The sequence below is a fragment of the Bifidobacterium bohemicum DSM 22767 genome, assembly GCF_000741525.1.
In the GTDB taxonomy this organism is placed as follows: domain Bacteria; phylum Actinomycetota; class Actinomycetes; order Actinomycetales; family Bifidobacteriaceae; genus Bifidobacterium; species Bifidobacterium bohemicum.
In genome coordinates this window covers 789,157-802,187 of the sequence record NZ_JGYP01000002.1, presented here as the reverse complement: position 1 = coordinate 802,187, position 13,031 = coordinate 789,157, and the positions used below count along the sequence as shown (strand labels likewise).

The window sequence follows — 13,031 nt, the reverse complement described above, 5'->3', positions numbered from 1 at the left end:
TTTCAGGTGAAGTGTCGATACTCGAAACCTATGCAATGCCGGTGCGCAGTTGTGATGCGCCCGCAAGCCGTTCGAGGACCGATTGACTGACGCAAGGAGATTACATGGGTGGCACATTGGCCGAAAAGGTTTGGGCTGACCATTTGGTGCGGCACGTGAGCGACGGTGCTCCGGACCTGATCTACATCGACCTGATGCTGATGCACGAGGTGACCAGCCCGCAGGCGTTCGAAGGCCTGCGTCTGGCGGGACGCAAGCCGCGTCACACCGACCTGCTCATCGCCACGGAGGACCACAACACCCCCACGATCGATATCGACAAACCCAATCCCGACGAGGTTTCGGCGAAACAGCTGACCACACTGGAAAAGAACTGCAAGGAATTCGGTGTGCGACTGCATCCGCTGGGCGACGCCGACCAGGGCATCGTGCACGCGTTCGCTCCGAACCTCGGGCTGACGCAACCGGGCATGACCATCGTCTGCGGCGATTCGCACACCTCCACGCACGGCGCGTTCGGCGCGCTCGCGTTCGGCATCGGTACCAGCGAGGTCGAGCATGTCATGGCCACCCAAACCCTGTCTCTCAAACCGTTCAAGACCATGGCCGTCAACGTCGAAGGCAAGCTGCCGAAAGGAGTGAGCGCCAAGGACGTCATTCTTGCGATTATCGCGAAAATCGGTATCGGGGGCGGGCAGGGGTATGTCATCGAATACCGCGGAGAGGCCATACGCTCGCTTTCCATGGATGCGCGCATGACGATTTGCAACATGTCCATCGAGGCGGGTGCCCGCGCAGGCATGATTGCTCCGGACGAGACTACCTTCGAATATCTGAAGGGACGTCCCCACGCGCCCAAGGGCGAAATGTGGGATCAGGCCGTGGCCTACTGGAAGACGCTGAGAACCGACGACGACGCGGTCTTTGACGCGGAGGTGACGATTGATGCGGCCGAACTGGCCCCATACGTCACCTGGGGCACGAACCCGGGGCAGGGGGCGCCGATCACCGCAAGCGTGCCCGATCCGGCCGCCATCGCGGATGTCGCCGAGCGTGAGTCCACGGTCGCGGCGCTCGACTACATGGGTCTTAAACCAGGCACACCGATCAAGTCGATTCCTGTGGATACGGTGTTCATCGGTTCCTGCACCAACGGTCGTATCGAGGATCTGCGTGCCGCCGCTTCGGTGATGAAGGGGCATCATAAGGCCGATTCCATCCATCGCGTGCTGGTGGTCCCGGCCTCTTCCCGGGCGCGGTTGCAGGCCGAACGCGAAGGGCTTGACAAGATATTCACCGACTTCGGGGCTGAATGGCGCAATGCCGGTTGCTCGATGTGCCTGGGGATGAACCAGGACAAGATGATGCCGGGCGAGCGTTCGATTTCGACTTCGAACCGCAATTTCCAAGGTCGTCAGGGCAAGGGCAGTCGTACGCATCTGGCCTCCCCGTTGGTTGCCGCTGCGACTGCGATCCGTGGCACGATATCCGGTCCCGCCGATTTGTAGTGAACATGGATTCGCGGCGGATGTGATGGAATCGTGATGTTCCTCCATTTCCGGGCGGGAAGACGGATGGCGGCGGAGGTGGTTCGGGGTTTTGGCCGCCCGTCGGTTGCGGCAAAGCCTTTGGATTCATCAAACAACGACCGGACGATAGCAAGTCGGACAAGAGCGAAAGAGAACAGAACATGGAGAAGCTTACGGTGGTTAACGGTGTGGGCGTACCGCTTCGAAGGTCGAGCGTCGACACCGACCAGATCATTCCGGCCGTCTTCTTGAAGCGCGTGACCAGGACGGGCTTCGAGGATGCGCTGTTTTACTCCTGGCGGCGCGACCCGAACTTCGTGCTCAACCAGCCCGAATACCGCGATAAGGGACGGATTCTGGTCACCGGTCCGGATTTCGGCATCGGCTCTTCGCGCGAACATGCGGTGTGGGCCTTGAAAGACTACGGTTTCCGTGTCGTGATTTGCTCTCGGTTCGCGGATATTTTCTATGGCAACACCGCTAAAAACGGTGTGCTGGCGGCCGTGATGCCTCAGGAAAGCGTCGAGCTGCTCTGGAAGCTGCTCGAGCAGGAGCCCGGGCGCGAGATGACGGTCGATCTGGTCCAGCGCACGGTGAACTGCGGCGACGTGACGTTGCCCTTCGAAGTCAACGACTACACACGTTGGCGTTTGATGAACGGCTATGACGACATCGACCTGACCTTGCAGCATGAGGATGCCATCGCCGCCTACGAAGCCAAGCGCGCCGAGTGCTTCCCATTCAAGCCCAAAACCCTACCCGCCCTGCATGAACCCGAGCGGCCGATTTCCTCGGCGCGCCCGGTCGGTGGCGGCGACTGGTTCGGCCCAATGGGAGCGTAGCCATTTCAGCGTGGTGTCATTTCAGCGTCGTGCCAATCCGACGGCTCCTTTTCGGCATAAACCGGTGTTTGCGCCAAAAAATGGCCTTTTAGTGTCTGTCGGTGTCCCTTTTTCGGCATGAAGTTTGAGTTATGCCGAAAAATGGCCTTTTAGTGTCTGTCAGTGTCCCTTTTTCGTCATGAACCGGTATTTATGCCGAAAACCGTCCATTCGGGTGTGTCGGTGAACTCTATTGGGTTGCTGAAAGCTTGTCGGGCCGAACAACGTGCTTCGGTCACGGAAAGCGGCTATTTCTGGTCGCGAAAAATTCATACTTGCGGCTTATGTTCACCGAGCCGCCACAACCGTTGTGGCACACTGTATAGAGGATGGCATTGAAATCGGTTTTCGGCGCCACAATCGCGTAGGCGTATGGCGTCAAGAATCGTGAAGCCGGGCGGTGTTGATGGCGGCGTGCGGTGAAAATGATGAAAGTGGGGCAGTGGTGGCTGAACAACAAGAAAACGATGTATTGCACGTAGTGGGCGGGAAACCGCTCAACGGCACCATCAAAGTGCGTGGCGCGAAGAATTTCGTCAGCAAGGCGATGGTTGCGGCTCTGCTGGCTCCCGGTGTATCCGTACTGAAGAACGTGCCTGAGATTCGCGATGTGCATGTGGTCTCCGATCTGTTGCGGCTGCATGGGGCGACCGTCGAATGGAACGACGAAAAGGGCATCCTGACCATTGACGCGACGAATGTTCAGCTGGCCGATGTGGCCGATGTGGATACGCTTTCGGGCTCCTCGCGCATTCCGATTCTGTTCTCCGGTCCGCTGCTGCACAGGCTTGGCGAGGCGTTCATCCCGCAGCTCGGTGGATGCAACATCGGCGGTCGTCCGATTGATTTCCACTTGGACACGTTGCGCAAGCTTGGTGCGAACGTCGACAAGGAGCATGCCGACGGCATTCACATCACCGCCCCCAATGGGCTGCACGGCGCGAAGATACATCTGCCGTACCCCTCAGTGGGGGCCACCGAGCAGACCCTGCTCGCCGCGGTGCAGGCCGAGGGGCGCACCGAGCTTTCCGGCGCGGCGACCGAACCGGAGATCATGGATCTCGTCGCCGTATTGCAGAAGATGGGCGCCATCATCTCCGTGGATGTCGATCGCACCTTCCGTATCGAAGGGGTCAAGAAACTCGAAGGCTTCACCCACACCGCGCTGACCGACCGAATCGAGGCCGCGTCCTGGGCGAGTGCCGCCTTGGCCACCCACGGCGACATTTTCGTCAAGGGCGCCACGCAGCCGGAGATGATGACCTTTTTGAACGTATACCGCAAGATCGGCGGTGAGTTCGATGTGACGGACAAGGGCATCCGCTTCTGGCACCCGGGCGGGGACCTCAAGCCCGTGGCGATCGAGACCGACGTGCACCCAGGTTTCATGACCGACTGGCAGCAGCCGCTTGTCGTGGCGCTCACCCAGGCCAACGGTTTGTCGATCGTCCACGAGACCGTTTATGAGAACCGTTTCGGCTTCACGAAACCCCTTGTGCAGATGGGCGCGACCATCCAGCTTTACCGCGAGTGCCTCGGTAGTCTGCCCTGCCGCTTCCAGCAGCGCAATTACAAGCATTCAGCGGTCATCTTCGGTCCCACCCCGCTTGAAGGGCGCGATATCGATGTGCCGGATTTGCGCGGTGGTTTCAGTCATTTGATCGCGGCTTTGGCGGCCAAAGGCCCGTCAAATGTGCAGGGCATCAGTCTGATCGACCGTGGCTACGCCGATTTCCGAGGCAAGCTCGCCGCCCTCGGTGCCGATATCGACTGATTTTCGGACCCCGCCTCCGTTCGACCTTATTCTGCTCGCGGTTTTCATTCAGTTGACATCCGGCATCGTCGCATGTCGCCCTACTAAAATCAAAACGGCCGTTCCTGCCGTGTTCGGTTTCAGAGGGGTGCGCCGGCGATCCTTCATACGCGCAGTGACGGTGGAATTGAAACCGTTGCCCGCTGAAGGCCGGTTCTGCGCGAAATCACGGTCGGAAGAGCGGTATTCCGTGCCTTGGGGCACAATGGACGCTATGACTTCCAAAGGGAAACCCTCGCCGCGCTCGTCGGTGCGGCCGTTGAGCAACGAGCAGGTGGCGCGCCTGGGTGAGCGGCATAATCTGGTGGATGTGACGCGTTATTACCCCAACGGGCCTCGTATGCCAGACGCGCCAGAAATCGGGGCGCAGAATCCACGGGCCACGGCGCGGTTGCTTGAAGGCGTTTCAATCGTGATGCGTCAGCGCAGCAGGGTGAAGGCATGGGGATACGATCGCGTTCCGACCAACGGGCCGTTCATTGTCGCCTGCACGCATGTCGCGATGTATGATGTCTTTATCCCGATGATGTCGATCTTCCATCAGGGCCGTCGTCCGCGTTTCATGGCCAAGGCGGAGATGGCAACGTGGCCGCTGATCGGCAGATGGTTCCAGCTGGTCGGCATGCAGCCGGTCGAGCGTGGCAGCGGCAAGGCGCTGGCCATCGAAAGCGAATCGATCAGGATTCTCGCTTCCGGCCGTCCGCTGACCTTATGGCCTGAAGGTACTCTGACCCGTGACCCTCAAAAATGGCCGATGAGTCTCAAGCCCGGCGTCGGTATCATTGCTCTTGAGGCTTCGCGCCGGTTGGGTCGGGAGGTTCCGCTTCATTGCTCGGCCACTTGGGGCGCCGCCAGCATCAATCAGTGGTGGCCGTGGCCGCGTCGCAATGTGGTGAGCTGTTTCGACGATCGGTTGCCATACGGCGATTTGTTGAAGGACATGGGTGCATGGGGTGATGAACCGCCAAAGGAGCTGGTCGATGAGCTGGTCCGACGTGTCCATTTGCGCCTGGTCGCCCTTCTGGCCGAAATCCGAGGTGAGGAGCCTCCGGCCGAGGGTTATTGGGATTTTCGCACGATGACCCGCAAACCGTGGCCGCAAGACTTTGATTGGAGAATCGGCTCGTCCGCTTTGGCGACCGAAACTCCGACCGATGGCGTAATAGGCGAAAGCGGGGTCGATCCGGGCCTGAACATGGTGGACAAGGGGGCACAGTCATGAGAATCGCCGTATTGGGTGCAGGCGCGTGGGGCACGGCCTTCGGCCAGGTGCTCGCGGACGCGGGCAACGACGTGATGATGTGGGCGCGCGAGCCCCAGATCGTGGAGGGCATACGCGACCGTCACTGCAACGAGGTGCGTCTGCCCAGTGTCGGACGTCTGCCGGTCAATATGACCGCCACGGGCGACAGGGCTCAGGCCGTCGAAGGCGCGCGGATCGTGGTGGTCGCCATCGCGGCCCAGCATGCTCGCGAGGCGTTGGAGCCCTTCGCTCCGATGATCGCGCAGGATGCCGTCGTCGTTTCTCTGATGAAGGGCATTGAGCGCTCCACGGACAAGCGTATGGATCAGGTGGTGCGCGAGGCGCTCGGTGGCCTGCCCGCCGAGCGGTTCGCGGCCATTTCGGGCCCGAACCTCAGTCGGGAGGTCGCCGCGCGTGAACCAACAGGCGCGGTGGTGGCCTCCGCCGATCTTGCCGTGGCGTACTTCGTCGCGCAGGCAGCCGCCACCAGGTATTTCAAGCTGTACGCTTCCGACGATGTGATTGGCTTGGAATTGTGCGGCTCGCTCAAGAACGTCGTCGCTTTGGCCGTAGGTATGACGCGCGGGGCAGGTTATGGCGAGAACACGGCCGCGATGGTCCAGTCAGAGGGGCTTTCGGAGCTCGTGCAGCTCGGCGTGGCCGCCGGCGCCAAGGCGGAAACCTTCTATGGTCTTGCGGGGGTGGGCGATCTGATCGCGACCTGCGCCTCCCCGTTGAGCCGCAATTATACGTTCGGCGCGAATCTCGGCAAGGGGCTGAGTGTCGAACAGGCCGCGAAGGTCAGTGATGGCGTGGCTGAAGGCGTGCCTACCACCGCCGCGGTCGTGGCGATGGGCAAGTCGCTCGGCGTCCCCACGTCCTTGGCAAGCGCGATGCAAACCGTGCTTGAGGAAGGCATTGATTGCGCCCGGATGCTCGAACAAGCGATGGGTGGCGACTGGGAACGCTGAAAGGTCGGGGGCGGACGGGCCGCGAGGCCCTCAGGAGCCTGTTGCGACAACCCGGCTGAAACATTGATTGTGACGGATCGCGATGCGCTTTTCCATCACGACGATGTACGACCCGTTCTGCATCGGGTTTGTGCCAATGTGCGCTCGCGTTCTTGTGCTGCTCGCATTGGCGACTAGTCTTGGCTGAAGAATCATGTCTTGGTGAATTGAGGTTGAGATGCGTAGAAAACGCGTGATGGTACTGTATGGCGGTAAGGCGGACGAGCATTCGATTTCCTGTATTTCAGCGGCAGGTGTTCTCAGCGCCATCGACACCGGGCGCTTCGAGCCGGTGCCGATCGGGATCACCAAGGACGGTCAGTGGGTGGTTGGCGGTCCCGATCCACGTGAATTTGATGTCAGCGACGGTTCCATGCCCGTGGTTCGGGACGTTGTTGACCGGCCGGCGCCAGCGTCGGACCAAGGCTCGGTTGTGTCGCGAAGCGCCTCGACTATCGGCGTTACGGCCCCTAGCCCGGTGGTGCTCGATGTGTCCCTTGGCAACAACGGCTTCTTCGCCCGTCAGCCTGACGGCAGCCTCGTCTCCCTTGGTTTCATAGACGCCGTTTTTCCTGTATTGCATGGTCCTTACGGCGAAGATGGCACGGTGCAGGGCCTATTGGAGATGATGGGCGTGCCGTACGTCGGTTGTGGCGTCTTTGCTTCTGCCGCCTGCATGGACAAGGCTTTCACGAAGGCGCTGTTGCGCGCGGCCGGTATCCCCGTGGCACCCGATGTCGTTGTGGATACGCGCGGGTTTGACGCAGCCGATGGATTCACGGCCGGTGCCAAGCAGGTCATGTCACGCATAAACGATGCAAAACTCAAATATCCGCTCTTTGTCAAGCCGTCCCGTGCCGGCTCCAGCTTCGGGGTGACCAAGCTGGAAAACCCGCGTGACGAGGCCGAGTTGGCGGCCGCGCTGCTGGAGGCCTCGCGTCATGACTGGAAGGTTCTGGTCGAGCAGGGCATCGAAGGACGCGAGATTGAATGCGCAATCTTGGCGCCGGTGGCCACTGAGGAGCCGCAGGCCGCATGGCCCGGTGAGATAGTGCTCGACAGGCGCGAGGACGGCGGTGACCAGTTCTACGATTTCGACAGCAAATACACCGATTCGCGGGCTTCGCATGTCGAGGTTCCTGCCCGACTGCCGGCCGAGGTTCTTGAACGAGTGCGCCGTATCGCGGTTCAGGCGTTCAAGGCTGTGGATGGCGCGGGTTTGTCTCGAGTCGATACGTTCGTGACTCCCGACGGTACGGTTATGGTCAACGAGATCAACACCATGCCCGGTTTCACTCCGATTTCGATGTACCCCAAGGCCTGGCAGGCCACTGGCGTGGAGTACGGTGAACTGATCAGCAGACTGATCGACGGGGTGTCGAGATAGCCGCGTGACCGAGTATAACGGTGTGCTAATGTTACCGGTAATGCTGGGTGCGGTTCCGATCTGCGAATTTGGCGCTGCTGAGGCATAAGGCACTGCGGTACAAACCAGGGATGAAGGTGGGAACGTGGACGATCAGCAGCCTCGTTTTGATGGTTCAGGGCATGGAGGCCGTTTGAAGGTCGACGATTGCGCAACATCACCGGATGGTATTGTTGCGGCTTCGCAGCCTGTTTCGGACGCGACCGAGGGCGGGGTACCTCGTGTTGCGGACGAGCCGGATGATTCCGCTACTGTACCGGCCGGACAGGTTTTCGAATCGCGACAGGGGGTTCAATGGCAGGCTCAGTCTCAGCGCCCAAGCCAGCCGCAGCACGTCGCCCAACAGAGTCAGTACCCGCAGAATCCGCAGCGACCTCAACCCCAGTACCTGTCGTACAATCGGTACCGGGTTGAGCCGCAGTCCGAGCGCCAGTCGCAACAGGCGTACCAGCCGCAATCACAGTACGCTCCAACACCGCAACCACAATATCAATATCTTCCACAGACTCAATCCCAGCCGCAGTACGTATCTGGGTCCCAGTCGCAAAACCGTCCGCAACCCCTATATCCTGCGCAACCACAGTTGCAACAGCAGTATCAGTATGCGGCCCGACCGCAGTCCGAACCGTGGTTGCAGTATCGACCGCAATATATCCCACAGACTCAGTCCCGACCCCAACCGATGTATTGGGTCAACCAGCATATGCAGCAGTGGCTTCGGTCTGCGCGGAAGGTCTTCTCCGCCGTCGGGTTCGCCATGGTGATGGTTGTGGCGGTGTGGATGCTGCTTCAGCTCATCATTACGTCCGTTGTTACGGCCTTCGTCGGCCCCGTCTCCCATTTGCCGGGTTGGGCGACGATCGTTTTGGGCAACGGTCCGCTGTACTTGGTGGCGATTCCGCTGTCACTATTGATTTTCCGCCGATTACCTGTGATTCAACGCACCACATCGCGCATCGGACCCGCCCGGTTCTTCGGGCTGTTCGCCCTTAGTTTCCCCGTCTCGTTCGTCGGCGGTCTGATCGGCACCGGGCTTTCGAATCTGGTGTCGAACGGTCAGGCGCAGAATGGGCTCGACAAGCTGCTCAACCGCCTTGACCTTGGCTCCGTGTTCGTGTTTACCGTGATTCTCGCACCGATTTTCGAGGAGTGGCTTTGCCGCAAACTGGTTATTGATCGCCTGCTGCCGTACGGTGAAAAGCTAGCGATCGTGGTATCGGCGGTCATTTTCGGACTACTCCACGGCAACCTCTTCCAATTCTTCTATGCCGCTGGGTTAGGGTTGATTCTGGGCTATGTGTACGTGCGTACGGGGCGGATGCGCTACACGGTCGCCATGCATATGCTGTTCAACTTCATCGGAGGATTCCTGCCGATGATATGTATGTCAATGATAAGTCAGAAGACGATGGATGCTTTGGGCGGCGACTCATCCGACCTCTTGAGGCTGGTGCGAAGCGGGCAGGTCATGGAGTTGCTACCGTTGCTGGTGTTGCTGCTGTTCCGATTGGTGTTGACCGTTGTAGGTGTCATCGTCGCCATCGTGAACCGTAAGAAGTTGATTTTCCACCGCACTCCGCAGGAGATCCCGGCTGGTTTCCGCGCTAAGGTTGCGTTGGGGAACGCAGGAATAATCACGTTTGCGATACTTTCGGCAATTTTGATGGTGGTGTCGTTGGTTTCCTGACCGTTTCCATGATGTCGGTGTTGAAGGGCATCCGGTATACGGTAGCCGCTCACGGCTTGGACGGCTTTTTGACATGACGTCCGGTTGCCTTCATCCGTGCATTTCATGTCTCCGGTGCACCTCAGGCGATGAACTCTTCGGCGGCCAGACTCTTGACGACCGTGTTGCGCAGAGTGTCCGGAGAGGTGGTCTCCTTGGCGAACGCGAGCAACTCGGCCGAGGTTCCCGTGGCGGCGGCATAGCTGATGAGGCGTATGCGTATCGACGGTTTGCGCAGGGCAAGCCCCGAAGTCGCATCCGTCGCATGCTGTGTCAGCTTTTCCAAGGCCTTGCTGAGATCCGTGCCGGGCTTGATGGTGAACGGGACGGTGATGCAGGATGTGTTGAGGTCGTCCAGTCGTTCAAGTTGTGAGGTGTTGAGCACGGAGTTGGGGATGATCAGTTCGTTGCCGTTGGCCTCCCGTACCACGGTTTGCCGCCAGGTGATGTCCTTTACGATTCCCGTGACGCCGGAGATGGAGACGTAGTCGCCGGGTTGGATGACGTGCCCGGCCATTAGTCCGAAACCGGACACGATATTGGCGATGGTGTCTTTAAGGCCGAGCGAAATGGCCAAGCCACCTATGCCCAGAGCGGTGACGATGGTGGTGGGATTGATCCCAAAGACCGGTTGGAGCACCATGGCCGCGGCGATTATCCAGATTGCGGCAAGCACGAGGTTGACGAAAATCGAGGCGTTCGGGATGTTCGACCTGTCAAGCAGACGTCTCAATGTCTTTGCCGCGATCTTTGCCGCAATAAAAGCCACGAGCACGGTGACGGCGAGGAAAATGAGCTTATAGTCGTTGCGCTTCAGCCATGTCAATAGGAACTCCATATCAAGTATCCTAGCGCAATGGAGGCATTGCGTGCCTCATTGTGGAGACTTGATGTGTCCGTGGTCTATCCGACGGTCTTACTCCGAGGTGTGGGGCGCTTGTGGATTGTCGTTTCGCTGCTCGGCGTGCCGCATGCCTACAAGTAGGCTGTCCATTTCCTGTTTGAACTCAGGGTCCTCCGTTTCGGTCTTGTGGATCGCGTCGATCATTGAGTCATTGGTTTCTTTGAGGGCCATACGCAGTAGTTGTATCTGGAGGGAGGGTGCACGTTCGTTGGTCAGGGTCAGGTATACCGATCGTGCGATCAGGGCGCTGTCGAGGTTATTCAATTCATTGATGTTGCAATGGTGTTTAAGAGCGGGCCAAGCGGATATGAGGCACAGGAGGCCGCCGACGGTGAACTCCAGCGTCAGCCCTGAGACGGTCCCGATTTCGTCGCCCAAGTTGAGCCACTTGCCTAAGCAGTCGTACATTGTTTCGTTGATGCACTCCAACAGCCGTGCGCAACTGTGCTCGCCGACGAGCAGGCGAATGCGTCTGAGGTTCTTCATGTTCGATGGCACGCCTAAGGTCTGTACCACGATGTTGCGCCATGTCTCCGAGTAATCCTGGCCTATCTCCGGCAACGTCTTGACGATGTCTTCGACGCAGTGGCGCACGGCCGACTGTGCCAGGGCGTTCAATTTGTTGTAATGATAGTAGAACGAGTTGCGGTTCACGTCTGCCCGTTCGACGATATCGGTGACGGTGATTTTGCTATACCGCTTCTCTTCGAGCAACTCCCAGAACGCTTCTTCCATGCGAATAGTAGCCGACGGCTGGCTTGAGTCATGACGTGGTCTGGACATTGTGCTTCCCTGATTGTGTTACGTAGTTATTCTTGCGCAACGCGCTATTGCCACCATCTTAGGCGGCAATTACGTTTTGCGCCAATTGAAACGACGATCTGCCAAATAGCGATTCCCTCTTTGCCCGAGTGAGGTGAAAACTTCAGAATTGTCGATCGGCAGAATGACTTGTAGCTCAAATTGTTGAATTGTAATGACCTCTCAACTCTAAGTGCAGGCTCAACGATCGGCCAGTATTACGCCCAGAGCGATAATACGATGAGATGCGAATATGAAAATGCGGCGGCAGGAATCCGTTCTCCGATCGGCATTGCCGCGCCGTGTTTGGATAATCTGGCGAACGAATAATGGCTGTCCCGGATCCTCGAATGATCTCGAGCCAATGGGTTGCCTATGCTTATGGCCCCAGCTGGTTGCGTTGTTGCTTTCGGCTGTTGGACAGGCCAGGCAGGCTGCCTAGATTCGGCGGACCTCGGTCGAGCAGGCGCGGGAACGGGCCGGTCTTCGGTACGGGGGAACCGTCGTAGTGCCAAGGCGGGGGGGGGGCAATGGCGCAGGCGTTTCGGATCAGGATCCATGCCAGGCCGGCCAGCAGCAGCACTATCGCGGTTACCGTGCCGTGAAGCACGGCGTCCTTGTTGTCGGCAAGATCGGGGGATCTCTTCGGGGATGTTGGCGCGTTCGGCTGCGATGACGAGACGTTCGGTGTTTACCCCGTACGGAGTGCAGGTCATCAGCGTCACGAGATCCTTGCCTGGCACCACCTTGTAGAAACGCGTGTCGGTCGGTTTGACGACGCGAAGGGCGGTGACCCTATACCCGATGGTGCGGCTGAGGGTTTGTATGTATATCGGGTCGCCCCTGCCCAATTCGTCGAGACGGGTGAACAGCAGGGCGTCAGGCAGGCCACGATGGCCCGTGAGCACGCTGTTGGTGGATTTGCCGCCGACAGGCAGGTGCCGTAAAGATGCCCTGCGCCGACGGCCAGCGTGGACGAGGCGGTGCCGTGGTAGATCGGAAGATTGATCGAGACCTTGGGGATGCGTAGGGCGCCCATTACCCTGCGAGGCTTATGCAACATGGATTGGTATTCCGCATCCTTGATCGATTCGGTATCCTCGTCCGGGTGTCTGCTGAACACGTCACGCACTTCACCCAAATGGTATTGTCCGGATGCGGCGATACGTGCGTTGTAATCTTGTGCTATTGCGATGAAGACGCGGAAGACCCGTCCCACATGTATTATGTATACGCTTAAATGTAACGCAGGGCATGGAGTTGAAGGTCTTTCCCGCGGCCACCGCCGAAAGCCGGTCGAAGGGGCCTATGGTGTCGTGCCAAGGCTGGTCCGGGCATCATGTATACTTGAGAAGTTGCATGCTTTGGGTGGCCCAACGGCTTAGTCTCAGGGCATATAGGCGTATAGTCAATTATAGGGAGTCATCATGGCAGCTCGTTGCGCGGTGTGCGGCAAGGGACCGCAGTCCGGTTACACTGTTTCGCATTCACATATCCGCAATAAGCGCGTCTTCCGCCCGAACCTCCAGCAGGTCCGCACCACCGTTGACGGGCAGAATGTCCGCGTGCGCGTGTGCGCCAAATGCCTCAAGGCAGGTAAGGTTCAGCGTGTGGTCGCGTGAATCGCGGTATTCGGCTTTTTAAGCTTTGACCCCCGAACGTTATGAGACGTCGGGGGTCTTTTATTGAGGTGTTACG

The 13,031-nt window shown here is 59.1% G+C and carries 12 protein-coding genes; 8 read left to right on the top strand and 4 right to left on the bottom strand.

Going from position 1 to position 13,031, the window contains the following annotated elements; all coding sequences use genetic code 11:
• Positions 1-104 precede the first annotated feature (104 nt).
• From leuC to murA, 3 genes are all read left to right on the top strand, one after another.
• The gene (gene leuC / locus BBOH_RS05540) at positions 105-1,508 is read left to right on the top strand and encodes a 3-isopropylmalate dehydratase large subunit (RefSeq protein ID WP_033521439.1); all 1,404 of its coding nucleotides are present in this window, start codon (positions 105-107) and stop codon (positions 1,506-1,508) included.
• Between the two features lie 182 nt (positions 1,509-1,690).
• The gene (leuD, locus tag BBOH_RS05535) at positions 1,691-2,371 is read left to right on the top strand and encodes a 3-isopropylmalate dehydratase small subunit (protein WP_033521438.1); all 681 of its coding nucleotides are present in this window, start codon (positions 1,691-1,693) and stop codon (positions 2,369-2,371) included.
• 445 nt (positions 2,372-2,816) lie between these two features.
• The gene (gene murA / locus BBOH_RS05530; RefSeq protein ID WP_044098157.1) at positions 2,817-4,184 is read left to right on the top strand and encodes a UDP-N-acetylglucosamine 1-carboxyvinyltransferase; all 1,368 of its coding nucleotides are present in this window, start codon (positions 2,817-2,819) and stop codon (positions 4,182-4,184) included.
• A gap of 48 nt (positions 4,185-4,232) precedes the next feature.
• Here murA and BBOH_RS05525 read toward each other — a convergent pair whose 3' ends face one another.
• On the bottom strand, positions 4,233-4,448 hold the full coding sequence (locus BBOH_RS05525) for a hypothetical protein (RefSeq protein ID WP_143242417.1): 216 nt from the start codon (positions 4,446-4,448) through the stop codon (positions 4,233-4,235).
• On the opposite strand from BBOH_RS05525, the gene BBOH_RS05520 reads away from it, so the two are divergent.
• The 4 genes from BBOH_RS05520 (at position 4,438) to BBOH_RS08820 (ending at position 9,589) form a co-directional block, all read left to right on the top strand.
• Complete coding sequence (locus tag BBOH_RS05520) at positions 4,438-5,445, top strand: lysophospholipid acyltransferase family protein (RefSeq protein WP_081930345.1); 1,008 nt, start codon at positions 4,438-4,440, stop codon at positions 5,443-5,445. The genes BBOH_RS05525 and BBOH_RS05520 overlap by 11 nt on opposite strands.
• Complete coding sequence (locus tag BBOH_RS05515; RefSeq protein WP_033521436.1) at positions 5,442-6,437, top strand: NAD(P)H-dependent glycerol-3-phosphate dehydrogenase; 996 nt, start codon at positions 5,442-5,444, stop codon at positions 6,435-6,437. The genes BBOH_RS05520 and BBOH_RS05515 overlap by 4 nt, the downstream gene beginning before the upstream one ends.
• Positions 6,438-6,654: 217 nt before the next feature.
• Positions 6,655-7,863 (top strand): D-alanine--D-alanine ligase family protein, encoded by a 1,209-nt coding sequence (locus tag BBOH_RS05510; RefSeq protein ID WP_033521435.1) that lies wholly within the window; start codon positions 6,655-6,657, stop codon positions 7,861-7,863.
• Between the two features lie 124 nt (positions 7,864-7,987).
• On the top strand, positions 7,988-9,589 hold the full coding sequence (locus BBOH_RS08820; protein WP_143242415.1) for a CPBP family intramembrane glutamic endopeptidase: 1,602 nt from the start codon (positions 7,988-7,990) through the stop codon (positions 9,587-9,589).
• Between the two features lie 121 nt (positions 9,590-9,710).
• On the opposite strand, the gene BBOH_RS05495 is transcribed toward BBOH_RS08820, so the two are convergent.
• From BBOH_RS05495 to BBOH_RS09575, 3 genes are all read right to left on the bottom strand, one after another.
• Positions 9,711-10,466, bottom strand: coding sequence for a mechanosensitive ion channel family protein (locus BBOH_RS05495; RefSeq protein WP_033521432.1), 756 nt, complete (start codon positions 10,464-10,466; stop codon positions 9,711-9,713).
• Between the two features lie 78 nt (positions 10,467-10,544).
• Positions 10,545-11,315 (bottom strand): TetR/AcrR family transcriptional regulator, encoded by a 771-nt coding sequence (locus BBOH_RS05490; protein WP_081930344.1) that lies wholly within the window; start codon positions 11,313-11,315, stop codon positions 10,545-10,547.
• A gap of 236 nt (positions 11,316-11,551) precedes the next feature.
• Positions 11,552-12,241: a sortase gene (locus BBOH_RS09575; RefSeq protein WP_074428535.1), complete on the bottom strand. Its 690-nt coding sequence runs from the start codon at positions 12,239-12,241 to the stop codon at positions 11,552-11,554.
• A 519-nt stretch (positions 12,242-12,760) separates the two neighbouring features.
• Here BBOH_RS09575 and rpmB point away from each other — a divergent pair.
• Positions 12,761-12,955, top strand: a complete 195-nt coding sequence (gene rpmB / locus BBOH_RS05475) for a 50S ribosomal protein L28 (protein WP_033521429.1) — start codon at positions 12,761-12,763, stop codon at positions 12,953-12,955.
• Positions 12,956-13,031 lie beyond the last annotated feature (76 nt).